Raw genomic sequence first — 24488 nt, 5'->3', positions numbered from 1 at the left:
TCAGAAATGCAACAACGTTCTATGAGTTGGAACAGCGTTGTTAACGCAACACCACATGCTCCTCCCGGAAACCAGGAGAGTGCTGGCGATATACCGCCAGCAACACCACTAGAAAGGCAACGGCCATGAAGCGAATTGGAATTGACGTCGGCGGCACCTTCACCGATGTGTACTTGGATCTTGACGGACGCGTAACCGTAGAAAAAGTACCTTCCACCCCTGATGATCCCGGCCACGCTGTTATTGAAGGCATTTCTGCCATCTGTAAAAAGGCGGGTGTCCAGGTCAGTGAAATCGATGAAATCGTGCACGGCACCACCGTTGCCACCAATATTGCACTCACCGGCAAGGGTGCGCAGGTAGGACTTATCACCACCGAAGGCTTCCGCGATATTCTCCACATCGCACGCCACAAGAAGCCTTTGAATTTCTCCCTGCAGCAGGAACTACCTTGGCAGGAACGCCCTTTGGTCAAGCGTCGCAACCGCCTCACCATTAAAGAGCGCATTAGTGTCCCCAATGGTGAAGTTGTCACCCCAATTGATGAAGATGAAGTACGCGCACAGGTCCGCATCCTGGTAAACCGTGGGGTAGAGGCCATTGCAGTTTGTCTGCTGCACTCTTATCTCAACCCGGAACATGAACAGATTGTGGCTCGCATTATTAAAGAAGAAGCCCCTGACGTTTACCTTTCCATCTCCTCTGATGTTGTCCCGCTCTACCGCGAATATGAGCGTTTCTCCACCACCGCACTGAATGCTTTTGTGGGACCTTCCGTTAGCCGTTACCTCTCCCGCCTGCACGACGCTGCCCGCGAGCTCGGATTCCAACATGAAATCCAGATCATGCAGTCTTCCGGCGGCATGACTCCTATCTCCACCGCAGCTCAGCGCCCTGTAACCCTCATGATGTCCGGCCCGGTTGGTGGCCTCATCGGCGGCATTTGGTCCGCTGGCCTCTCCGGTTTTGACTCCACCATCACCCTCGACATCGGTGGTACCTCCGCTGATATCGGCGTGGCTGTCGACGGCAAGCTCCGCATGAAGCACCTGCTGGATACCAGCATCGGCGGTTACCAGGCCATGGTGCCAATGGTTGATATTGATACCATCGGCGCAGGTGGCGGCTCAATTGCCTATGTTGATGAAGGTGGCGTTTTCCGCGTCGGCCCAGATTCTGCCGGTGCACGCCCCGGGCCTGCTTGTTATGGCCACGGCGGCACCCTACCTACCTCCACTGACGCCCAAATGGTGCTGGGCCGCCTGCGCGCAGACCGCGGCCTGGCCTCCGGAGACTGGAAGCTCGACCGCGACGCCGCCGAAGCTGCCTTTGCACCCCTGGCTGAAAAGCTGGGTCTAACCATTGCTCAAGCTGCCGAAGGTGCCCTGCAGCTGCAGCGTTTTGAAATGGCACAGGCTGTAGAGCGCAACTCCACCGCCCGCGGTTATGACCCCCGCGAGTTCGCCCTCGTTGCTGCCGGCGGAGCGGGCCCCCTGTTTAGCTGTGAGCTAGCCGCCGAGCTGGAAATCCCTACCGTCATTATCCCAGCTCACCCCGGCATCGTAGCCGCCACCGGCCTGCTGGCCACCGACCGCATTGTGGAAGAAGTAGCCACCGCGCGCCACCTGCTCACCGCCACCACCGCACCGGTAGGCGTCGAAAAGCAATATCAGGAATTGGAGCAGCGCGCGCTTGACAACCTCGAGGGCAAGGGCACCACGGTGCGCCTGGCCGACTGCCGCTACCCAGGTCAGGGCTATGAGGTGCGCTTTGAGGTCCCAGAAACCACGCTTGTCGACGCCGCCATGCCCGAGTTCATTGAGGCTTTCCACCGCGCCCACGAGCACGAATACGGTCACCGTTTTGATTCCGACACGGTCGAACTGGTCAATATCCGCGTCCGCGCTTCCCAGCCTTCCCCAGAACTGCCTGCCCCTGGTGTCACCGGCGCTGGTTCCATCGAAAATGCCCTGGTTGGACATGGTTTGGTCTGCTTTGACGGTGAAGACGTACAGACCGCCTTCTACGAGCGCGATCTGCTTCCTGCCGGTTCCCAAATCACCGGTCCTGCAATTATCGAGCAGTATGACACCACCACAGTTGTGCCACCTCGCTTTGAGGTCTCAGTCCGCGAGGATGGCAACTTGGTCATCGCCGTGCCACTGGCACAAAAAGCCGCTGACAATGAGGAACTTGCGGCACCGATTTTGATGCGTGTGATCGGCGGTGCGATTAACTCCACCGCTAAGGAAATGGCCACCGTGATGCTGCGCATGGCTTATTCCTCCATCATCCGTGAATCCGAGGACTTGGGTGCCGGCATCTTCGACGCCGATGGCAACACCTTGGCAGAATCCGATACCACGCCAATGTTCATGGGTTCCATGCCCAAGATCGTTAAGGGTGTTATCGGAATGCTAGATGGTGACATCCAAGAGGGTGACGTCATCTTGCACAATGACCCTTATGCCGGTGCTACCCACTCTCCAGACGTAGCTGTAGTGGTTCCGATCTTTGATAAGGGCGATCTTGTTGCCTGGGCTGGTGCTTCCGGACAGCTGCTGGATATCGGTGGCGCGCACGCTGGCCTCATGGTCGATATTTCCGATGCGCAATCCGAGGGCCAGATCTTCCGCGCCCTTAAGATTGTGAAGGCCGGCGAACGTCAGGATCAGCTGCTTAACCAGATCCTCACCAACACCCGCACCCCGAAGTCCAATGCCGGTGACCTCGAAGCAATGATGGCGGCCTGTGAACTAGCCCGCCACCGCTTCCTCACCATCATCGACAAGTACGGCCGCAAGGCAGTGCAGGACTCCTGCACCCAGTGGCTCGATTACTCCGAGAAGATGATGCGCTCCCGCATTGCAGCCCTGCCAGATGGTGAATACACCACCGATACCGGCTGGTTGGATGATGATGGACGCAACCGCGGCGTGAAGCTGCCGATCCAGGTCAAGGTGATCATCGAAGGCGACACCATCACCTACGATCTCACCGGCTCCTCCCTGCAGGTTCCTACCGCTTATAACTGCGCCTTTGAGGGAACCACCGTTTCCGCCTTCTCCTTCATCACTCGCATGATCTTCCTCGACGAGGCCACCTCCGAGGTCCATGTGCCACAAAATGAAGGCATGTTGCGCCCGATTAAGGTCATCGCACCAAAGGGCACCATCTTCAACCCGAACTACCCAGCTGCCACCTTCGCCCGCTTCAACCAGGTGCAGCGTGCAGTTGACCTGGCACTGAAGGCACTGGCTCCGATCGTGCCCAACCAGATCACCGCCGGTAACTCTGCTCACCTGCACTTTGTCTCTTACTCCGGCTGGGATCCACAGGCCGAAGAGTACTGGGTGTACTTGGAGTGCGATGAAGGTGCCTACGGCGGACGCCCAGAATCCGATGGTCCAGACGCTGTTGCCAACCTGATTGACAACACCCGTAATAACCCCATCGAAGAGTTGGAATGGCGCTTCCCAATGATGGTGGAACGCTATGAACTCCGCAGCGATCCAGCAGCTCCCGGCGAGCACCGCGGCGGCATCGGCATTGTCCGTACCTCCCGCTTCCTGGTCGATACCGAGGTCACCTGTGAAGGCGACCGTCACGATGGTGATAAGCCATGGGGTATCTTCGGCGGCCACGAAGGTGATAACGCCTCCATCGTGCGCAACCCCGGCACCGACGTTGCTGAGAACTGGCCTTCCAAGGTCACCGCAGCAAAGCTCAACGCCGGCGACACCCTGCAGATCACCGTTCCTTCCGGTGGCGGCTATGGCGATCCTGTCAAGCGCAATCCACAGGCAGTCTGCGATGACGTCATGGACGGCTTTAGCACCCTTGAGCAGGCCGAAAACATCTACCGCGTGGCACTGCGCGGCAATATGATCGACGGCTTCGAGGTTGACGAGCAAGCTACCCGCGAGCTCCGCGATAGCGAATTGGCAATCCGCGAACTAGTCGGCTAAACCCGGCACAGCACAAAGGCTGCCAGCTTGAGGGAAAACTCAAGTTGGCAGCCTTTGTGGTTTTAGTGGCCGAGGCGGCGGGAAATCTGCTCCGCCGTGGCCACTGCACGCTTAGGCAGATCTTCACTCATGCCTGGGGTCACTCTAAAACGAGGCACCGAAATCAGCACCGCGCCCACACAATCCCCACGGAAATCCCTAATGGGGCTGGCTACAGACCATTCCTCCGGATCAGTATCACCATCATTAATGGCATAACCACGCTCTTTGATCTCCGCATAGGTGGCATCAAATTCCGCTGGGAACTGGGAGTATTCAGTATTTAGTTCAGAGCGGTGTGATTGATCAAGCTCAGAGAGAAACACCTGCATAGATGCTGCTCGGGGGCGCGCAATGCGAGTACCAATCGGGGTGATGTGCTTAACCAGGCGGGGGGAATCCACATGATCCACCACCACACCTTCGCGGCCAGTCCAGGACACCAGCGCGCAGCTTTCGCTGGTGGCCTCGCTAATCGCCACAATAAGATCACCACCGGCGCGGGGGAGATCCAAACGTGCCAGCAGGGGACCAGCCAAAGCAACCACTCCCACGCCGAGGCGGAATTTACGGGTGGCACCATCTTGTTCCACCAGCTGATATTCCTCCAAGGTGGACAACACACGCGAGACTGTCGATTTATGCAGCTGCGTATGGGCGGCAATTTCTGTCACGCCCCGCAAACCGCGCGCCGCCGAGAGCACCTCCAAAATTGTCAGTCCATTAGCCAGTGCTGAAATAGACCCGCGCTTATTTGCCGATGCATCATCCATGTGGATCTCCCTGCAGTAGTTTCGCTTTTGCAACTAATCTGCGTAGTTTTCCCAACTATGCGAAGTTTTGTTTCACTCTACGCAACAGGGAATCAAATGTGAAGGTGTTTCTTGGAGGCAGGCCATTCGGCACACAAAAAGGCCAAAAAACGTATTTTGTGCACCATTCTGCTGATTTTCGGCCCGGAAATCGGCAGAATCCTGCACAAATCGCCGCAAAATAGCAATCTGTGTGCCCGCCTGCCCCTGGGGTTCGGCTAAACAAACACCACATTCACCAGGAACATATACATCAAGGTGCCGCCCACAATGGAGAGCCCTGCGGAGCGTCGCCACCAGTGCAGCATGCCGGTAAAACCAATGGCAAAAAGGGAAGCAAAAATTCCGCCAGGCGCACTGGACTGGCTAAAAAGCGTGTACACCACCAGCACCAACATCACGCCCACGGGCATCGTATTGCCCAAGACCGCCATGAGCTGGTTGTTTTTCACCTTGCGCATCGCCAAAAAGGGGAAGAGGCGCAGCAGCACTGTAATAATGGCGACTGGAATCAGTACCGCTAATACAGCTTCTAGACTAACCCCAGGTGGGAGTCCATATTCACTCATCACGCGGCCTCAGCTCCAGCGCAGCATCCACCCGCGGGAAGCGGAAACGCAGCAGCAAAATTACAAAATATGCGCTTAGAGCCAGCACCAACATCTGCGCCGGGGCCAAAAATCCTGCAGCAATGCCCAGTACCAAAGCAGTCAGCGGCAGCGAGTAATCGCGATTATTTTTGAATGCTTCCCAGGCCAGCACCACAAAAAGTGCGGTGAGCGCAAAGTCCATTCCTTTAATTCCTGCTGGGAGCGCTTGACCTGCCACCGCCCCAATGATGCCGGGGATAACCCACAACAATTGGCAGACGATTTGAATAGTCAACGTCCGCACCCCGCTGATTTGTCCCGGGGGGCGTGCCGAAACAATCGCATAGGACTCGTCGGTAAGCGCATAGGTGGAGTACGCGCGCCCAGCGCGGGATTTAATGGAATGGCGTGGGAAGCTGAGGCCATAAAAAATATGTCGGAAATTGACCATAAATCCCGTCAGCGCCGCCGAAAATGGGCCAACACCTGCGGTAACCATGCCGATCGCCAGAAATTCCATGGAGCCGGCGTAGATGACGATGGAGAAAATCGGCGTCCACCACCAGGCAAACCCGCTTTGCACCATGAGCAGCCCAAACGCCAGACCCAGCGGAATCAGCCCCAGCCCCACGGCCGAGGTTTCCGCAATTCCGGCGCGAATTTCCCCGCGCACCACTAGTTGTCGGAGGGGTCAGAGGGGTAGGTGGCATATAAAGGCAAAGGCATTGCTTGTCGACGCATCACATCGCCCCAGACATCCACCCGCCCGGGCGCAATAATGTCGGATGGGAGCGCGGGAGCTACAAACCAATCGCCTTGCTCAATTTCCTCATTGAGCTGGCCCGGAGCCCACTCAGCATAGCCTGCAAAAAAGCGCATGCCTTCCAGATCCGGTGCCACGGCTTCAGGTTCAGTGCGCAAATCGACGTGCACAAGACGGTTAGCCAACTTATTAAAGTTTGTCGATGCCTCAATATCAACGCCCGGCTTAGTCACGCCCAAACCAACCACTGCCTGCTGGGAGAGTGGTCCGCCGATATACAGCGCCTGTGGCTTGGAAGTGAGGTCGACCCATTCTGGCAGCACATTGGCCACTGCGACATCTGAACGGGAAGCAATATTCACGCCGAAGGTGGTCACGGGCGAATGCTCGATAACCAAAATGACACTGCGTTCAAAATCTTCCGAGGCCATATCGGGTGCTGAAACCAACAACATGCCAGGGGAGACCTCATTGCGCTCCAAGGCGTTAAAAAGCCTATCGGCATAAAAATCACTCATTGTGTTCTCCTTCCCACCATGCTTTAAGTTCAGCAATGGCCTCTTCACGTTCCAGCGGTCCGCGCTCGAGACGCAGTTCCTTCAAGAAATTCCAGGCCTTGCCCACCTGCGGGCCTCCGGGAATTCCCAAAATCTCCATAATCTCATTGCCATCTAGATCCGGGCGTACCTTGGCCAGATCCTCGCGAGCTGCGATATCTGCAATGCGCTCTTCCAAATCATCATAAGTTGCTTGGAGACGCGCTGCCTTGCGTTTATTCCGCGTGGTGCAATCTGCTCGCACCAGCTTGTGCAAACGTGGTAGCAGCTCACCGGCGTCAGCCACGTAGCGTCGCACAGCAGAATCAGTCCACTGGCCTTCGCCAAAACCGTGGAAGCGCATGTGTAGGAAAACCAGCTGTCCTACATCGCTGACCATGTGCTTTGAGTACTTCAGCTTGCGCATGCGGCGACGTACCAACTTGGCGCCCACCACCTCATGCTGATGGAAAGTCACCCGGCCATCCTCGCCAAATTCACGAGTATCCGGCTTGCCACAGTCATGCAACAACGCCGCCCAGCGCAGTACCAAATCCGGGGATTCTTCCTGGTCGATGGCCTGGCGCATAACCTGCAGGGAGTGCGCATACACATCTTTGTGCTGCATATGCTCATCCTGGGTCATCTTCATTGCTGGGATCTCCGGGTAAATGATCTCTGCGATGCCGGTATCTACCATGAGGTCAATGCCAGATTCTGGGGACTTACCCAAAATCATCTTGTCCAGCTCCACCTGCACGCGTTCTGCAGTGATGCGAGTGATCTGGCTGGCCATATCCGTCATGGCAGTGACTACGCGGGGAGCTACCTGGAATCCCAGCTGGGAAACAAAACGTGCAGCTCGCAACATGCGGAGTGGATCGTCGTTGAAGGATTGCTCCGGAGTTGCTGGCGTATCCAAGCGCTGCAAAAGCAAATCATCCAAGCCGCCCACCGGATCATGGAAGGTCAGGGCGCCGTCTGCAGCGATTTCCACGGCCATGGCATTAACTTTGAAGTCTCGACGAATCAGATCGCCTTCTAGCGTATCGCCGAAGGTGACCTCTGGATTTCTGGAATTGCCATCATAAACATCAGAGCGGAAAGTGGTGATCTCAATTTGCTGACCATGCTTTTCCGCCGACAGCGTGCCAAAGGCAATGCCGGTATCCCACACCACATCGGCATAGGCATCCAAAATATCGCGAGTGTCCTCAGGCCGGGCATCGGTGGTGAAGTCGAGGTCATGGCCTAATTCACCCAAAAATGCATCGCGGACAGAGCCACCCACTAAATACAGTGAGTGACCCTTCTCATTAAAGGCCGCGGCGAGGGGAGTAAGGATCTCTGACAGGTTCCCAACTGCTTGGTGCGCGCGAGCCATGAGTGCAAGGCGATCTGTTTCTGCTTCTACAGTCGCCCCGGGGTCTTGAACATGGTTTTGAGCATCCTGGGAATTCACGAATCTGAGTCTACCCAGTAAGCAGCTCAGCAAAAACTACGCTCCGTACCAAGGCGCGGGGCTAGCGTCGCAAAAAATCAGCTCCGGCGACGTTTTTTGCGGGATTCTGCTCTTTTCGAGGTGCCAAAATGAGCAGAATTCCGCAAGGATCCACTTTTTGGGGCTGGTTTTGCGGGATTCTGCCCACCCAGAGTTGGAGCTCAGCAGGGTGCAGGCAGGGTGCTTGCCTCTAAGCAAGCCCGGAGCAACCCCGAAGTGACCCGGGAGTGCCTCAGGAGCGACCGCAGCGCACACAAACACCTCATTTTTGAGCTTCATGTGTACTACAATGCCGTTTTTAGGCCCTGGAATTGGCAGAATCCTACACAAACAGCCCGATTTAAGGCTTCATGTGTACTACACCCAGCGGTTCACAGCCACAAGCAGCACGCCCAAAACCAGCGTTTAGGGGTAAAGCCACTTGAATTGGTGGTTCATTAATACCGAATAGGCAACTCTCGCGATACGATTGCTTGAATGAGTGACTTGAAGCCCGAGGGGAACACCAGCGGGGCGCCTAAAAAAAGGCGTCGCCGCCGGTCTCGCCGACCCTCAGGCCAGCATCAAGCACAGAATCAGCAGAATCAACAGGGCCAGCAGGGTGCAGAATCCCAGGCACCCGCTGCAGCGAAGGCCACCAAGGCTGCGCCTAGCAATGCCCGCACCAACGCAAACAGCGCCAACGCCAGCAACGCCAACGCACACCAAGCCAATCAGGCAGCCCTAAATGGCACTGCCATCAGCGGAAATGATGAGCAAAAGCCTAATCGCAGGCGTCGTTCGCGTCGCCGTGGGAATCGCAAAAACCCGCAGCAGGAGCAAAAATCCCAGCTAGCAGGCGCAACCTCCGGCACCGGCGCAGAAAAGGCCGAGGAAAAAGCCCCGGCCCAGCAAGAAAAGCAGCCAAAGCAGGAGAAATCCACCAAAAATAGGGGTCCCAAAGATAAGCCCAAACATGATCGTAATCGCCGGAAATCCACCACCCAGCGTCGCCGCCCCAATAATCGGGTGCATCAAGATGGCCAGCAGTCTCGCATGGTCACCTCGGATGAAACGTCCGCAGGTGGATTAGTAGTCTCTGGCCTCGCGGAATCTGTCAATGACAAGGGCGAAGTAGATCTCTCCAAGGTTTATGTAGCTCTGATTGGACGTCTCGATCGCCGGGGCCGCCTGCTGTGGTCGATGCCCAAGGGTCACGTGGAACCAGGCGAGGGCAAAGCCGCCACCGCGGAACGCGAAGTGTGGGAGGAAACCGGTATCCACGGCGAGGTCTTTACGGAGCTCGGCGTGATTGATTATTGGTTTGTTTCCGAGGGCAAGCGCATTCATAAAACGGTGCACCACCATCTCCTCCGCTTTGTGGACGGCGATCTTAATGATGAAGATCCCGAGGTCACAGAGGTAGCGTGGATCCCTGCGCACCAGTTGATTGAGCATTTGGCTTTTGCCGATGAGCGCAAGCTGGCTCGAATGGCGCATGATCTTTTGCCTGAGTTCGCCCGTAAGGAAAAGGCGGAGGGAAGGGCTACGCCGCGGTGAGGCGCCTCAATAGTGCGGCAGCGTCCAAGGGTTCACGAACCCTCATTTCAAGTGTGACTGCTACCATAATTTTGGGCGCGAGTGCATTGTTTGGCGCACCCGCACAGGCCCTGCCACTACCGGTAGAACCCACGGATCCAGTGGTCAGCGAGTTGTGGGTCAATCCCGCAGCCCGCGCCAATGATGAGGTCACTGATGTTAACGTCGAGATCCTCGATTTTGAGATGCCCGCAGATAAGCTCAGCGTCAACGTCGGGGAGACCTTCACGGCGAAGTTGAAGGTGACAAATAAAACGGACACCGAGCTCACAGACATCACCTTGTCGGTGCAGCGCCAGGAAGCCTCCACCGATGTCGCCTCCGCACGCGTGGCCGCAACCAGCGATAATTACCCTTATTACGGCCCCAACCTCACCCTCGATCAGACTCTGGAGCCGGGGGAGTCGCTGGAAACCGAGGTGGAAATCCCCACCGACAGCCTCACCATCAGCCAGGCCGGCACCTATCCCGTGAGCGTGATTCTCTCCGGCCAGCTCGACGGCGTCGCAAAATATATGGATTCCCAGCGTTTCCTCCTCCCGGTCCTCTCCACCGAGGGCACCGAAGACTCCACACCGACCACCGTGATTTACCCGCTCAGCGCGCAGACCCACGTCCTCGGCGGCGAAACCGGCACCGCGCCCGAAGACTCGCCCCTGCTGGTCAGTTCGGATGAGTTGGCGGGCGAGTTGACGGCCGAAGGCCGTTTAAGTGCGCTTCTCGACGCCTACCTGCAATCCTCCGAAGAAGTACGCGACACCACCTGTCTCGCTATCGACCCCCAATTACTGGACGTGATTGATCGCATGACGCAGGGCTATACCGTCGCTGAAAATCGCGTGAGTACCGTGCGCCAAAGCCAGCGTCTACGCGATTTGTGGACTGCTGATAATCAGCCCAATACCGGTGTGCCCGGCGCGGGCACTGCTGATGCTGCTGCCTTCCTCGAAAAGCTGCGCACTGCTGCCGCCGATCATTGCACTGTGGCCTTGCCTTGGGCTGATGCCGATTTGGATGCAGTGAGCCAAACCAATAATCAGTGGCTCATGCGCGAGGCGATTCAACGTGGCAGCACCACCATCGAAGATATTTTGGGCGTCACCCCGGAGACCAATGTGGTGATTCCAGGCAGTGGCTATATCAGCCCTAATGCTGCCGAAGATCTAGGTTGGGCCGACGCCTCTGCTGCTGATCGCACCCCGGAGGAAGCCTGGGAGATTCAAAGCGGTAGCGCGGAAATTTTGGCGCATTCCGATAAGAGCGCTTTGGATAGTCCCAAACCAACTCCCGGCGATGTTGCCGCACCAACGCCTACGTCACCAGTCTCGGTATTGGTTTCTGACAACACCGTCTGGCGTACTCCCAGTGCTGATCGTTTCCATGCGCTGGCCACTGCAATTACTGCGGTGACCTATCAGGGTTCACTATCTGCAACCTTGGCTACCTTGGGTGAAAATCCTGAAACGGTGGGTTATTCCAATCCGGATTCCCGTTATGATTACTCCCTGGATTCGGCAGCTGCACGCAACCTCAGTGGCCAAGCCTCCCTGCGCCTGGCAGTAGCAAACTCCGATCCTGAAACCCCTGTTTTGGTAATTCCTTCTGCCACCTTGGATGCCCAGGATGGTGAGATGCTGCTGCAGACCACCGCGGATCTTTTGGCTAAGGGTGAAGCAAGTGTGTTTTCCCTGCAGCAATATGTCACGGCCAATAGTTCCCAGCTCAGTGATCTAGAAGCAGCTATCACCACCGATGGCCTTCCTGATGAAACCTCCTTCGGTGCACCTTATGCAGATCCTGCATCGCCAACTGAGTCTGAGGTGCTGCGCGCTTCCCAACAGGCTGCCTATATTGATGACCTCACCGGCATTATGTTTAATGATCCCGGCATTGTGCTTACCCGTTATGGTTTTACGGCACCGCTGCGCCAGGATCTTTTGCGCGCGCTAAGCCTGATTGATCGTCGCTCTTTTGCGAAGCACTCGGCAGCCACCGCGGAATCAGATACCGTTCTTAATGACAATCGCGATACCTTGCAGCAATTGCGCAGCTCGGTAGCGTTGTTGCCACCGGGCAACGTCTACACCCGCACCTCGGATTCCTCGCCGCTGATTATTGTGGCCCAAAATGGTTTGCCGCTGCCTACTGAAACCCAGATTCTCTACTCGGGTCCAGACAATGCGCAGATTAATACGCCCGGAGTAGTACGCATTCCAGCATTGGGCTCAATCACTCTGCAGATGACAGCTGATCTGCCAGATGATAGTGAGCGCACCGATCTCACACTGTGGTTGGCTTCGCCAGATGGCGCCACCATCAGCGAGCCAGTAGAAATTTCCGTACAGCCGCGTCCCAATGTCACCGGCACCATGATGGTGGTGGCCGCGGGTATTGCCCTGCTCGGCGGGTTAGTGTTATTCCGCTTTTTTTCGAAGAAAAAAGCGGCGCGCTTAAAAGACGCTGCACCCACCGCACAGCCTAAGGTGCGCGCAGGGAGGCGTCGACAAGCATCCGCGCATAGCCGCAGCGGCCGCGCTGATGACGGGTCGGGGTCGCCGAAACCGCCCGGCGCGCGCTAACGTATCCGTTCTAATAGTCTTATTCGCCGTGCTCCGCCCAAAGTGGGACACATGTACACGAATGGTCACCAGTGAGTTCTGCCAACGCGCACCAACCTGAGCAACAAGTGGGTCTACGATCCCGCATTGTTCCTCCTACGCCTCCGTCCCCTGTGCCGGAGGCGCGTAAAAAATCCCCGACGGTTACCGCCGGGGATCGCTCCAAGCTTAAAAGCTCGCCCGCGCCGACTGCCACGGCAACCCCGGCCCCTTCGGCTCCAGCGGCGCCAGAAGCCCCCGCGGCCCAGGCTGCTCCGGCAGCCAAGCAGACGTCCCCCAAGCAGACGGTGGCCACAGCAGAGGCCGCCCCGGAAACATCCACCAGCGATCACGATGTGGTGCGCTCCACCGGATCGATGGCGCTGGCCACTTTGCTCAGCCGTATCACCGGGTTTATCCGCACCGTCATGATTGGTGCGGCGCTGTCGCCGGCCATCGCTTCGGCCTTTAATACGGCCAATACGCTACCCAACCTGATCACTGAAATTGTGCTCGGTGCGGTGCTGACCTCCTTGGTTATTCCGGTGCTCACGCGCGCGGAAAAAGAGGACGCCGATGGCGGTTCCGGATTCTTCCGGCGTTTGCTGACACTCTCGGTCACGCTGCTTGGTGGTGTGACCATTTTATCGATTATTGGTGCACCACTGCTGACCCGCATGATGCTCTCCTCCGAGGGCCAGGTCAATGTGGTGATGTCCACGGCATTTGCCTATTGGCTGCTGCCCCAGATTTTCTTCTATGGCCTCTTTGCCCTGTTCATGGCGGTGCTCAACACCCGTGAGATCTTTAAGCCAGGCGCCTGGGCGCCGGTTATTAACAACGTAATCACCCTGGTGGTGCTTGGCGTTTATATGCTCTGGCCTGCACGTATGCACCCACATCAGCATGTGAGCATTTTTGATCCGCAGATTATGTTCCTGGGTATTGGCACCACCTTGGGCATTGTGGCGCAGTGTCTGATTATGCTTCCTTATCTGCGTCACGCCGGGATCGATATGCGCCCACTATGGGGCATTGATGCACGTCTTAAGCAATTTGGCGGCATGGCCTTAGCGATTATCGTCTATGTGGGTATTTCCCAATTTGGCTATGTGATCACCACCCGCATCGCCTCCATTGCAGATGACGCAGCGCCGTTTATTTACCAACAGCACTGGATGCTGCTGCAGGTTCCTTATGGAATTATTGGCGTCACCTTGCTCACCGCGATCATGCCGCGCCTCTCCCGCAATGCCGCTGAAGGTGACGATAGGGCAGTGGTGGATGATCTCAAACTGGGATCCAAGCTCACCTTTATTGCGCTGATTCCGATCGTGGTTTTCTTCACCACCTTTGGTGTGCCGATTGCCAATGCGCTTTTTGCCTATGGCCAATTTGATTCCAATGCCGCCAATATCCTCGGCTGGACGTTGAGCTTCTCCGCCTTTACTTTGATCCCTTATTCCTTGGTACTGCTGCACCTGCGCGTGTTTTATGCCCGCGAGGAAGTATGGACCCCAACCTTTATTATCGCCGGCATTACCGCCACCAAGGTGGTGCTCTCTTTGCTGGCACCGGTGCTCTCCAGCTCGCCAGAGCGCGTGGTGGTTTTGTTGGGTGCGGCCAATGGCTTCAGCTTTATTACCGGTGCCGTTATCGGTGCTTATTTGCTGCGCAAGAAGCTGGGTCTTTTGGGCATGCGTTCCCTGGCTAAAACCTCCCTCTGGGCGCTGGGCGCTTCACTAGCTGGCGCTGCCGTGGCGTGGATTCTTAGCTGGATCATCCAAGCCATTATGGGTGACTTCCTGCTTGGCACCTTGGGCTCTATTGGTTACCTGATTTTCCTCGGTGTGCTCGGTGTAGCCTTCCTCATTGTCACCGGCTTGGGACTTTCGCGCTCCGGTCTGCCAGAGGTGCAAAACCTCGGCCAGGCGCTTACCCGCATCCCAGGTATGCACCGCTTCATTCGCCCCAACGCACAGATGTCCCTGGATGTGGGCGAGGTATCAGAACAAGACTTCTCCACCCAGCTGGCCGCCTCCAGCGAGTTCGCCGCCACCCCAGTGCCACCACCAATGTCCGCCGGTATTGTGCGCGGCCCCCGCCTGGTGCCCGGCGCGCCGGTGTCCGACGGCCGCTTCCGCCTGCTGGCCGATCACGGTGGTGTCCAGGGTGCACGTTTCTGGCAGGCCCGCGAGATTGCCACCGGCAAGGAAGTTGCGCTGGTCTTTGTTGATACCTCCGGCAACGCACCTTTTGCTGCGCTCTCCCCAGCAGCTGCCGCCGGCATTGCCTATGAGGTGCAGCGCCGCACCAAGAAGCTGGCCAACCTCAACAGCGCAGCCATTGCGCCCAATATCCGCACCGAGGCCTACCGCAACGGTTGTTTGATCATGGCCGATTGGGTGCCTGGTTCCAGCCTCAGCGCAGTAGCCCTCGACGGCGCCGATCCACGCGCCGCCGCCTACGCCCTGGCTGAGCTCTCCGAGGCCACCGGTGCCACCCACGACGCCGGCATTGCGCTCGGCCTGGACAATAAGTCCCGCATCCGCATTAACACCGACGGCGTTGCCGTCTTGGCCTTCCCGGCCATTTTGCCGGAGGCCTCATACCTCCGCGATGCGCGCTCCTTGGCCGCCGCAGTGGAGATGCTTATCGACGAAAAGACCGCGCCTTCCGACGTTCAAGATTTGGTAGCTCAGGCTCGCACCTTGACCACTGCTGAAGGAGCCGAATCCTCCGATAACTTCCGCGCCTTGGCAGTGGCCATGCGCACCTGTGGACTCTTCACTGAAGAACCTGCCCAGTTGGTGGTGAAGAAGGAAAAGACACCAAAGCCCGCGAAGCGCGCAGGTTTTGGATCCTCCGATTATTCCACCAAGGGTATGGCTGTTATTGCTCTCGTAGTTATTTTGCTGGTGTCTATGGTCGCTGCGGTTACCGCCTTCCTCACCAGCTTCTTGGGCAGCAATAATGAGGAATCTCCTTTGGCTACGGTGGAAAGCTCCAGCGCTGCCACCACAGCTCCGGTTGGTCCGCCAGTGTATTTGCCTGTGGCTCAGGCCTTCAATTGGAATGAGGGTGCAGGGGATGCCGAAGCCGAGGTTGTTGATGGTGACTTCGATACTGCTTGGACCTCCACCGGAGGTACCGGCATTTTGGTGCAGCTTGATGATCCCGCCACCTTGGACCGCATTATTCTCCATGCCGGAACCGACGCTGAATCTGGTGTGAGCTCCACGGTGAAGTTCTATGCCTTCCAAGATGCAAAGCCCACTGCGCTGTCTGCAGGTATTGCGATCGGCGAGGCGGATTACACCGGCGACAGTGTCAGCCACGACCTTGGAGATGGCACCAAGCTGCCGGGCGAGGTGAACTCACTTGTGATCCTGGTTGATGATGTCACCGACAACAATTCCGCCAGCGATTCCACTGCTGATCCCACCGCGCAGATTGCCGAGGTTGAAGTAGTGGGCTGGTAAATACCCTCCCGCTCGGTTTTGGCCGGCCGCCTGACTTAATAAAAGTTGGGTGGCCGGTTTTTTGTAATTCATGGTGGTTTATTGACCCCCTCATGGGTGCAACTCTCCATGGCCCTCTAGTTGCAGCAGCTCCTGAGACCAACTTAAAACTCCCCAAGAAAGGGCACCATTTAGCCTGCATGAAGCGTTGCTTAAAACTGCGAGACACTTAGTTGTGTAGGTAATCTTCTACACCTCCCACTGTGGTGGGTATTTGAGCTAAGGGAGTAACACTCATACTAAAACCCACAGTGACAATGACAAAGGATACGGGGGCGTATCCCAAAGCATGCCCAGGGGGACAGCATGCCGGAGTTACCGCAAACGACAGCTACCAGAGCCGAACCTAGTGACGCTCAACTAGTAAGAAATTTTGTGTCCGGCGATGCCGACGCCTTTGCCAGCATTGTTAAAAGACATCAACGCCATATGCTGCATGCAGCCCAAAGATATGGTCGCAAACCCGAAGACACCCAAGATATTTTGCAGGAAGCTCTTCTTAGAGCCAGCCACAATATGCACCACTTCCGCGCCGAGGCAGCACTGGGAACGTGGCTGCATAAAGTTGTTCTTAATTCTGGATGGGATTGGGCCAAACACCGCAGCCAATGTGAAATGGCAGTACTCGATGAACCCACCGCCAACCTTGATGATGATCCACGCTTAGCCATTGATCCCCTGGGCTACCTCGATGTTGCTTTAAGCATCCGCCAAGCCATTGATACCTTGCATCCAGATCAAAGAATCGCGCTCATTATGGTCGACCTCGGAGGCTATAGCATTGAGGAGGTCGCCGAAATTGAGGGCGTTAAAGTGGGAACCATTAAATCGCGCCGGGGCAGGGCTCGCAAAATACTGCGGGAACTGCTGCATGCCGATTTTTTCGGAGGGCGGGAAACCCAGGTGTGAGATAGCAAACACCATGCCCAGCCTGTGAGATTTAGTCCACTGGGAACCATTTTGACCCGTCATAGCGTTGATCAAGACAACTCCACAAATAGGGTGGTTTGATTGAAGCACCTAGAATTTATGGTGAGTGGTGCAGAGAACCTGCACTAGCGAAATGCACAAAGAGGGAATTAGGAAATCAATGTCTGAAGAACAATCCGCAGCAACCCCCACCATTCACGATGTCGCCATCATTGGCTCCGGTCCAGCTGGCTACACCGCAGCTGTATACGCCGCCCGCGCTGACCTCAAGCCCATCATGTTTGAGGGTTATGAATTCGGCGGCTCTCTTATGACCACCACCGAGGTTGAAAACTTCCCCGGCTTTGAAAACGGCATCATGGGCCCAGAGCTCATGGAAAATATGCGCGCCCAGGCCGAGCGCTTTGGCACCGATATGCACATGGAACTGGTGGACCGCGTAGACCTTACCGGTGACATCAAGAAGTTCTGGGTGGGCGATGAGGAATTCCAGGCTCGTGCCGTCATCTTGGCCATGGGTTCTGCTCCTCGTTACCTGGGCATCCAGGGCGAGCAGGAATTGCTGGGCCGTGGCGTTTCCGCCTGCGCTACCTGCGATGGTTTCTTCTTCCGCGATCAGGATATCGCCGTCATCGGCGGTGGCGACTCCGCAATGGAGGAAGCTACCTTCCTGACCAAGTTCGCCCGCAGCGTCACCATCGTGCACCGTCGCGAAGAGTTCCGCGCCAGCGCCATCATGCTTGAGCGTGCACAGCAAAACGAGAAGATCCGTTTTGTTACCAACAAGGCCGTCCAAGAGGTTATTGAGGGCTCCGGCAAGGTTAGTGGCCTGAAGCTCAAGGACACCGTCACTGGCGAGGAATCTGTTCTTGATGTCACTGCTATGTTCGTAGCAATTGGCCACGATCCACGTTCTGAAATGCTCAAGGGCCAGGTTGACCTGGATCCTGCTAACTACGTGCTGGTTGAAGAGCCTTCCACCCGCACCAACCTGCCTGGCGTTTTTGCTGCTGGCGACCTCGTTGACAGCCACTACCAGCAGGCTATTACTGCTGCTGGTTCCGGCTGTCGCGCTGCAATCGATGCTGAGCACTACCTCGCAGCCCTAGGCTAACCCTGAGTCAGTGGCCACAGGGAGGCAAAATGTTGCCATCCTGTGGCCATTTCGTTGCCATTCTTAAGGCCTGGCTGAGAAATTCACAGTTAGCCTTAATTGAAACCGTGTATCAATGACTAATGGGATAGTTTAGGCTGTTCCAATTATTGATTGTCACCACTAAAGGAGAAACCCCATGAGCAACGTTGTTGCCGTAACCGAAGAGACTTTTAAGTCCACCGTCATTGATTCCGACAAGCCAGTTATTGTAGATTTCTGGGCAGAGTGGTGTGGCCCTTGCAAGAAGCTCAGCCCAATCATCGAGGAAATCGCTGGCGAATACGGAGATAAAGCCGTTGTTGCTAGCGTTGACGTAGATGCAGAACGTACCCTGGGGGCAATGTTCCAGATTATGTCCATCCCTTCCGTGCTCATTTTTAATAACGGCCAAAAGGTTGATGAGTTTGTCGGATTGCGCCCCAAGGGTGAAATTGTGGAAAAACTAGAACAGCACCTCTAACTGGTAATCTGTCTTAATTCCGTTGGAAAGTAACTCCAACATGAAGTTTTCACAAAAGCCCACCACCCACGGGTTTTTTCCAAAGAAGTATGAAAGGAGCAGGGTGTCAAACGTCCTGAGTGTTGGCGATCGCAGCCCACGCGTAGCCGAAGTTCGCACTACGCTCGCACGCCTTGGCGTGATTGAAGGCTATGCCCGGGATGTCTCTGCCAAGACCGAGTCCCACAAATTCCACGAAGAAGAAACACTTTTCGACGAGGAACTCAGCCTAAGCATTAAGTCTTTCCAGCAGGCTCGCGGAATCGTGCCCTCTGGACTAATTGACGATCTCACCCTGCGCACCCTGCGCGAAGCTTCTTATACCCTGGGTACCCGCGTTTTGTCCTACCAGCCCGGCAATCAGCTGGTGGGCGATGACGTCATCGAAATCCAAACCCAACTCCAAGAGCTGGGCTTCTATACCGACCGGGTAGACGGCCACTTTGGCGAGATCACCCACAAAGCCGTGATGAACTACCAGCTCAACTACGGCATGCAAGCTGATGGCATCTGTGGCCCAGAAACCATCCGGGCGCTGTCTCGTTTGGGTCTGCGCATTAAGGGCGGCTCCGCCCAGGCAATCCGCGAGCGTGAACGAATGCGCAGCGCTGGTCCACGCCTTGCTGGCAAGCGTGTGGTGATTGATCCTGCCCTCGGCGGCGCTAATAAGGGGCAGATCGTTAAGGGACCATATGGCGAAATCTCAGAGTCGGAAATCCTCTGGGATTTGGCCACCCGCCTCGAAGGCCGCATGATCGCAGCGGGCATGGAAACCATCCTCTCGCGTCCGCATATGGATGATCCCAGCAGCCGTGACCGCGCCTCCATTGCCAATGCCTTTGGCGCTGATCTTATGCTCAGCCTCAAATGCGATTCCTATCCAAATGAAAAAGCCAATGGCGTCGCCAGCTTCTATTTTGGTTCGGAAAATGGCACCAACTCACTTACCGGTGAAACACTTTCCGGCTATGTGCAAAAGGAGATCGTGGCTCGTACCCCGCTCACCAACTGTGGTAGCCATGCCCGCACCTGGGAGCTGCTGCGCCTCACCCGCATGCCCATGGTGGAGATCGTCACCGGCTACCTCACCAATCCTGGTGATCTGGCGGTGCTTACTGACCCTAAGATGCGTGATCGTATCGCAGAGGCCATTGTGGTGGCTGTGAAGCGCCTCTACCTCCTTGATGAGGCCGAGCAGCCAAAGACCGGCTCCTTTAAGTTCAGCGAGCTACTGAAGTCCGAAAACGCTTCTTAAGCTCATTTAAAACCCAGCACCTTTTGGTGCTGGGTTTTTTAGATGGCGTACATCTCGGCGAGCAAAGTATCAGCTGCTTTAGCGCTCAATAACCTATTTGCCGGTGGCAACTCCATACGCAGACGCGGCAGCACAGGGTGATCGGCAACCACCTCAAAACCAGCAGAACGCAGAGCCTCAAAATCAATGAGGCCAATTTTGGCGCGCTTTTTCACAATTTTTCTTAAAGGGCCAGCTTCTGGCAGGGGCGCGTCAGCGCGCAACCCAAAAGCCTCGACGGCGGGGTAGTCCCGCTTAATAAGCTCCATGAGGGCCGCGTCGAGAAGCGCTGCTTCCATGCCCACGCCACGAAAGACCTCGTCGATAAAGAGGCTGCTAATGATGGCAGCGTCCTCAGAAATGGGGGCGGTGGGCAGGGCCGCGGCGCCTGGTGCGGAGCTGCGGTCGCAGAAGATGGTGGTGGCGATCGCCGCGGTGCCGTTGCGGTAGCCGATGTTATAACCGCAGATGCCTTCTTCGAGGAGGGTGCTGGACAGCCAGGCCTCTTTTTCGAAGGCGGCGTCGGTTTTGGCGACGGTCGCAGGCGCAAACTCCCAGAACACCGATTTCCGGGCCTGGGGATGCACCACCTCAAGATGTTCTTGAGTGAGGGGGAAGAGGGCAGCGTGCATAATTTAGCTCGCTCGCAGATTATTGTCCCTGGATAAGGGACATGATGCGCTCAAAGTCATCCTTATCCCCAAATTCCACCACAAGCTTGCCCTTGCGCTTACCCATCATCACAGACACCTTGGTGTCCAGATTATCGGCCAGCGATTCCGCCGCGCGGGTAAATACCTCAGGCGTCGGAGTTTTTACGCGTGGATTCTTCTGTTCCTCCTGGTCACCGCGGTTGTGCAGGAGCACAATTTCCTCGGTGGCGCGCACGGACAGACCCTCTGCAATGATGCGGGTGGCCAGCTCATCCTGCGCCTGCTCGCCGGCCTTCAAGCCCAGCAGCGCACGCGCATGACCTGCAGAAAGGACACCGGCAGCAACCTTGGTCTGGACATTGAGGGGCAAGCCCAAAAGACGAATCATATTGGTGATCACCGGACGGGAACGGCCCAGCTTATCGGCCAATTCTGCCTGTGTTACGCCAAATTCCTCGAGCAGCTGCTGGTAGGCAGCGGCTTCTTCCAAAGGATTAAGTTGTACCCTGTGGATATTTTCCAGCAGCGCATCGCGCAGCATGGCGCCATCTTCAGTTTCCCGCACAATGGCAGGAATAACGTCTAGACCAGCGCGTTTGGATGCACGCCAACGGCGTTCACCCATGATGAGCTCATAGCCCTCAGCCGCCTTACGCACCACAATTGGCTGCATAAGACCAAATTCACTGATGGAATGCACCAGCTCATCCAGCGCCTGCGGATCAAATTCGACCCTTGGCTGCTGTGGATTGGGGCGAATCTGATCAATGGGGATCTCGAGATAGGTGGCACCAAATTCGCTTGTCGACGCCTCCCGCTGCGGCTCCCGGGCCTCCGCTGGGGTTGTTTCAGGTGCGCGGGTGGCAGGTGCTTCTGCCTTAGCTTCTGGTTTGCTTTCCGAGGTTGGCGCCGGGGTCTGCGGGGACTCCGGGGTCGCCGGAGTTGCTGGCTTTGGTGTTGCGCTTGGGGTCGCAGTCGGGATCAGCGGGTTCGGCTTTTTGGCCTGCTCCGCAGTACGGCGGGCACCTACAGTGCCACCGATGATAATGTCAGCCGCTCCGCCACCAAGGCCGGGGGAGTTGCTCGGGCCTGAGGGAATAAGTGCGGCCAGACCGCGCCCCAGACCGCCCTTACGCTTTTCCGCCTGGGACTTGTCGGAACCCTTGTTCTGGGCCATCGCTCTTAGACGCACCTTTCGTACAGCATGATGATTTTTCGTATCTAAAGAAGTTTACTGCTATTTGGCAGGTTTTACGCCGATCGGACCAGATTCGGCACTGGGCTGGAAATCTCCACGCAGTGCAAGCTCCTTCGCAGCATCCAAATAAGCCATTGCTCCACGGGAGCCTGGATCATATTCAATAACTGTCTGACCATAACCTGGGGCTTCCGAAACCTTCACGGAGCGCGGAATCTTATTCTTAAGCACTACCTCACCGAAGTGGCTATTTACCTCGGTGGCGACCTGCTCCGCCAGGTTGGTACGCGCATCATACATGGTCAACAAAATGGCCGAAATATGCAGCTCACGGTTGAGGTGCTGGCGCAACATGGTGATGTTGTTTAGCAGCTGGCCCACACCTTCCAGGGCGTAGTACTCACACTGAATCGGAATGAGCACCTCATTCACCGCGGTCATCGCATTAATAGTGAGCAGACCAAGTGAAGGTGGGCAGTCAATAATGAGGTAGTCAAAACCGTGGCGTTCCACAAATTCGCGACCCAAAGCATCTGCCAGGCGGTACTCACGGCGCACAAGACTTACCAATTCAATTTCCGCACCGGCAAGGTCCAGGGTGGCAGGAATGCAGAAGAGATTTTCATTGGCGGTGGATGGCTGCATTGCTTCCTCAGCAGTGCATTCACCAATGAGCAGTTCATAGCTTGAAAGGGTGCCAGAGCGGTGCTCCACACCTAGTGCGGTGGAGGCATTGCCCTGCGGATCAAGATCAACAACCAGCACTTTTAGGCCGTGAATAGCCAATGACGCTGCCAAGTTCACGGTGGAGGTGGTTTTACCCACTCCGCCTTTTTGGTTGGCAATGGTGATCAACCGGGGTTCCTTAGGCTTTGGCAAGCTCAGGGAATTGGGGGTCATCACCTGCGCTGCGCGACGAGCTGCCGCAGCAATTGGTGTGTCTTCCCAGGTATTGTCATCCATCGACGTTTTCCATCCCTTTATCTCCTTGTGGAATTACATCCACATTAATGCTTAAAGCCTTATCCATTCCACCACAGTTAGTGAAACTGTGAGTGTGTGAAAATTTTACTTTTCTCGACGAATTGAAATTAAGGTGGTGGGCTCGCTCAAAAGTGCTGCTCCCACCTCAAAGACTGCCACATCTGCGCCGCCAGCTTTACGAATTTCCTTGGCGTCACGTTCAATTTCTTCCGCCACACTGGAGCCCTTCATGGCAATCATGCGTCCGCCGATTTTGGTCAGCGGCAAAGACCATCCAGCCAGCTTTCCCAAGGGTGCGACCGCACGAGAAGTCACCACATCGACTAAGCCCACTTGCTTACGCACTGCTTTTTCCTCCGCGCGTCCGCGGATCACGGTGACATTATCCAAACCCAGGGCTTCTTTGACCTCGTTGAGGTATACCGAGCGCTTGAGCAGAGGTTCAATGAGCGTGATTTTTAGGTCGGGGCGGGCTATGGCCAGGGGAATGCCTGGAAGTCCAGCACCTGATCCAATATCAGCTACGCTAATGCCCTCATCCATGGCTTCTCCGATGACACCGCAGTTGAGAATATGACGGTCCCAGAGACGAGGAACTTCACGTGGACCGATAAAGCCGCGGATGGATCCGTCGCTAGCAAGTGATTCGTGATAAGCAATTGCCTTGTCGAGGTTGTCCCCAAAAAGTTCAGCGGCTGCTGGTGGCGTTGTCATGGAAAAGGCTCTCCTTAAAGAGTGCTAGCGGTACAACCTACAACTATAACGACAACCGGGCTTAAGACTTAGTGCCGGTGTCTTAAAGGGTGTCTACAATGCAAAAAGCTGGCCGCCAACCTTAGGTTTAAGGTTGACGGCCAGTTTTTGAGAGCGAACTTATTTCTTGCGCTTCTTTGGATTAACTGGCTTGGCGCCAGGCTTAGGAGCGGTGGTGCGCTTAGCTTCGCGCTTTGCTTCTTCCTCAGCTTCTTCCTCGGCGTCCATCTTGCCGAAGATATAACGCTGCTGGAAGAAGGTCCAGACGTTGTTGGCCATCATGTAGACGAGCAAACCAATGGTCCAGATGAAGCCGGTGAACAAAATGGTGGCTGGCATGAACCACAGCATCATCTTGTTCATCATCTGCATCTGCATTGCCATCTGGTCATTTGCAGGTGCCTGCTGCTTGCCGGCTGCCTTGCGAGCTTCCTGGCGGTTCACAGACAAACGAGCGTTCATGTGAGTTGCAACCACGATGATAAGAATCATTGGGGCAGCGACCAGTGCGGTGTTAAAACGGGAGGCATCGGTGCCCAAGAAAGCGTCGAAAGCTTCCGTTGGCATGGTGATATATGCCGACAGTGGCGCACCGAAGAGGTCAGCCTTAAGGAAGGACTGCACCTCAGACACACCGAAGATGTAGTTCGGGGTGTTGGCGTTTTGCTCCACGGTCATGCCCAGCTGGCCGACACCTTCGCCGGTGCGGTTGAAGGAACGCAGCACGTGGAACAGACCAATGAACACTGGGATCTGCACCAGCATCGGCAGACAGCCCGCAATGGGGTTAACACCCATCTCCTTTTGGAGCTTGCGGGTTTCCTCCATCATCTTCTGCTGGTCATTTTTGTACTTTTCGCGAATGGCCTGCATTTTTGGAGCCATGTCTTGCATCTTGCGCTGGGAGCGCATGGTGTTGACCATAGGCTTGACCAGCACCAAACGAACGGTGAAGGTCAAGAACATGATCGACAGGGCCCATGTGAGCCCGGCATCCGGGCTCAGCACAAGGCTAAACGCCTTATGCCAGAACCACAGGATGGCCGAAATCGGCCAATAGATGAAATTGAGCACTGTGAGTCGATACTCCTCGATTGTTAATGGGGACTATGTACT

General features: G+C 56.1%; 18 protein-coding genes. 8 read left to right on the top strand and 10 right to left on the bottom strand.

Translation table 11 applies throughout. The features are described from left to right. Window positions 1–125: 125 nt before the first annotated feature. Entirely contained in the window at window positions 126–3968 is a 3843-nt protein-coding gene (locus SFC07_RS06310; RefSeq protein ID WP_411207375.1) for a hydantoinase B/oxoprolinase family protein, read from the top strand. A gap of 62 nt (window positions 3969–4030) precedes the next feature. On the opposite strand, the gene SFC07_RS06305 is transcribed toward SFC07_RS06310, so the two are convergent. From SFC07_RS06305 to SFC07_RS06285, 5 genes are all read right to left on the bottom strand, one after another. Further along, complete coding sequence (locus tag SFC07_RS06305) at window positions 4031–4780, bottom strand: IclR family transcriptional regulator (protein WP_411207374.1); 750 nt, start codon at window positions 4778–4780, stop codon at window positions 4031–4033. A 257-nt stretch (window positions 4781–5037) separates the two neighbouring features. Next, window positions 5038–5388 (bottom strand): branched-chain amino acid transporter permease, encoded by a 351-nt coding sequence (locus tag SFC07_RS06300; protein ID WP_411207373.1) that lies wholly within the window; start codon window positions 5386–5388, stop codon window positions 5038–5040. Further along, on the bottom strand, window positions 5381–6082 hold the full coding sequence (locus SFC07_RS06295) for an AzlC family ABC transporter permease (protein ID WP_411207372.1): 702 nt from the start codon (window positions 6080–6082) through the stop codon (window positions 5381–5383). The genes SFC07_RS06300 and SFC07_RS06295 overlap by 8 nt, the downstream gene beginning before the upstream one ends. Window positions 6083–6084: 2 nt before the next feature. After that, the gene (locus SFC07_RS06290) at window positions 6085–6690 is read right to left on the bottom strand and encodes a YqgE/AlgH family protein (protein WP_411207371.1); all 606 of its coding nucleotides are present in this window, start codon (window positions 6688–6690) and stop codon (window positions 6085–6087) included. Next, entirely contained in the window at window positions 6683–8170 is a 1488-nt protein-coding gene (locus SFC07_RS06285) for a CCA tRNA nucleotidyltransferase (protein WP_411207370.1), read from the bottom strand. The genes SFC07_RS06290 and SFC07_RS06285 overlap by 8 nt, the downstream gene beginning before the upstream one ends. Window positions 8171–8686: 516 nt before the next feature. Between SFC07_RS06285 and SFC07_RS06280 the strand changes: the two genes are divergently transcribed. The 7 genes from SFC07_RS06280 to SFC07_RS06250 all read left to right on the top strand — a co-directional run bounded on the left by SFC07_RS06280 (window position 8687) and on the right by SFC07_RS06250 (window position 19745). Then, complete coding sequence (locus tag SFC07_RS06280) at window positions 8687–9748, top strand: NUDIX hydrolase (protein ID WP_411207369.1); 1062 nt, start codon at window positions 8687–8689, stop codon at window positions 9746–9748. A 53-nt stretch (window positions 9749–9801) separates the two neighbouring features. After that, complete coding sequence (locus SFC07_RS06275; RefSeq protein WP_411207368.1) at window positions 9802–12366, top strand: hypothetical protein; 2565 nt, start codon at window positions 9802–9804, stop codon at window positions 12364–12366. 71 nt (window positions 12367–12437) lie between these two features. Further along, window positions 12438–15866: a murein biosynthesis integral membrane protein MurJ gene (murJ, locus tag SFC07_RS06270; protein WP_411207367.1), complete on the top strand. Its 3429-nt coding sequence runs from the start codon at window positions 12438–12440 to the stop codon at window positions 15864–15866. A gap of 345 nt (window positions 15867–16211) precedes the next feature. Next, window positions 16212–16814: a sigma-70 family RNA polymerase sigma factor gene (locus tag SFC07_RS06265; protein ID WP_411207366.1), complete on the top strand. Its 603-nt coding sequence runs from the start codon at window positions 16212–16214 to the stop codon at window positions 16812–16814. Window positions 16815–16995: 181 nt separating this feature from the next. Beyond that, window positions 16996–17949, top strand: a complete 954-nt coding sequence (trxB, locus tag SFC07_RS06260) for a thioredoxin-disulfide reductase (RefSeq protein ID WP_411207365.1) — start codon at window positions 16996–16998, stop codon at window positions 17947–17949. A 178-nt stretch (window positions 17950–18127) separates the two neighbouring features. Further along, window positions 18128–18451, top strand: a complete 324-nt coding sequence (gene trxA / locus SFC07_RS06255) for a thioredoxin (RefSeq protein ID WP_411207364.1) — start codon at window positions 18128–18130, stop codon at window positions 18449–18451. Window positions 18452–18554: 103 nt separating this feature from the next. Next, window positions 18555–19745 (top strand): N-acetylmuramoyl-L-alanine amidase, encoded by a 1191-nt coding sequence (locus SFC07_RS06250; RefSeq protein WP_411207363.1) that lies wholly within the window; start codon window positions 18555–18557, stop codon window positions 19743–19745. Window positions 19746–19783: 38 nt separating this feature from the next. Here SFC07_RS06250 and SFC07_RS06245 read toward each other — a convergent pair whose 3' ends face one another. The 5 genes from SFC07_RS06245 to yidC form a co-directional block, all read right to left on the bottom strand. Then, window positions 19784–20419 (bottom strand): hypothetical protein, encoded by a 636-nt coding sequence (locus tag SFC07_RS06245; protein WP_411207483.1) that lies wholly within the window; start codon window positions 20417–20419, stop codon window positions 19784–19786. A gap of 16 nt (window positions 20420–20435) precedes the next feature. Continuing rightward, window positions 20436–21614: a ParB/RepB/Spo0J family partition protein gene (locus SFC07_RS06240; protein ID WP_411207362.1), complete on the bottom strand. Its 1179-nt coding sequence runs from the start codon at window positions 21612–21614 to the stop codon at window positions 20436–20438. Window positions 21615–21674: 60 nt separating this feature from the next. Then, window positions 21675–22598, bottom strand: coding sequence for a ParA family protein (locus tag SFC07_RS06235; protein ID WP_411207361.1), 924 nt, complete (start codon window positions 22596–22598; stop codon window positions 21675–21677). Between the two features lie 105 nt (window positions 22599–22703). Then, complete coding sequence (rsmG, locus tag SFC07_RS06230) at window positions 22704–23333, bottom strand: 16S rRNA (guanine(527)-N(7))-methyltransferase RsmG (protein ID WP_411207360.1); 630 nt, start codon at window positions 23331–23333, stop codon at window positions 22704–22706. 159 nt (window positions 23334–23492) lie between these two features. Then, a complete protein-coding gene (yidC, locus tag SFC07_RS06225) occupies window positions 23493–24446 on the bottom strand; it encodes a membrane protein insertase YidC (RefSeq protein WP_411207359.1) in 954 nt (317 codons plus the stop codon). Between the last annotated feature and the right edge of the window lie 42 nt (window positions 24447–24488).

It is taken from the genome of Corynebacterium callunae (genome assembly GCF_046592015.1).
In the GTDB taxonomy this organism is placed as follows: domain Bacteria; phylum Actinomycetota; class Actinomycetes; order Mycobacteriales; family Mycobacteriaceae; genus Corynebacterium; species Corynebacterium callunae_A.
The sequence above is the reverse complement of the archived record's forward strand: the minus strand, read 5'-3'. Positions and strand labels throughout refer to the sequence as shown.

Coding starts and splice junctions, on each gene's coding strand:
- SFC07_RS06310 (WP_411207375.1), top strand. CDS start 126: ATGAAGCGAATTGGAATTGACGTCGGCGGCACCTTCACCGATGTGTAC.
- SFC07_RS06305 (WP_411207374.1), bottom strand. CDS start 4,780: ATGGATGATGCATCGGCAAATAAGCGCGGGTCTATTTCAGCACTGGCT.
- SFC07_RS06300 (WP_411207373.1), bottom strand. CDS start 5,388: ATGAGTGAATATGGACTCCCACCTGGGGTTAGTCTAGAAGCTGTATTA.
- SFC07_RS06290 (WP_411207371.1), bottom strand. CDS start 6,690: ATGAGTGATTTTTATGCCGATAGGCTTTTTAACGCCTTGGAGCGCAAT.
- SFC07_RS06280 (WP_411207369.1), top strand. CDS start 8,687: ATGAGTGACTTGAAGCCCGAGGGGAACACCAGCGGGGCGCCTAAAAAA.
- SFC07_RS06265 (WP_411207366.1), top strand. CDS start 16,212: ATGCCGGAGTTACCGCAAACGACAGCTACCAGAGCCGAACCTAGTGAC.
- trxB (WP_411207365.1), top strand. CDS start 16,996: ATGTCTGAAGAACAATCCGCAGCAACCCCCACCATTCACGATGTCGCC.
- trxA (WP_411207364.1), top strand. CDS start 18,128: ATGAGCAACGTTGTTGCCGTAACCGAAGAGACTTTTAAGTCCACCGTC.
- SFC07_RS06240 (WP_411207362.1), bottom strand. CDS start 21,614: ATGGCCCAGAACAAGGGTTCCGACAAGTCCCAGGCGGAAAAGCGTAAG.
- SFC07_RS06235 (WP_411207361.1), bottom strand. CDS start 22,598: ATGGATGACAATACCTGGGAAGACACACCAATTGCTGCGGCAGCTCGT.
- rsmG (WP_411207360.1), bottom strand. CDS start 23,333: ATGACAACGCCACCAGCAGCCGCTGAACTTTTTGGGGACAACCTCGAC.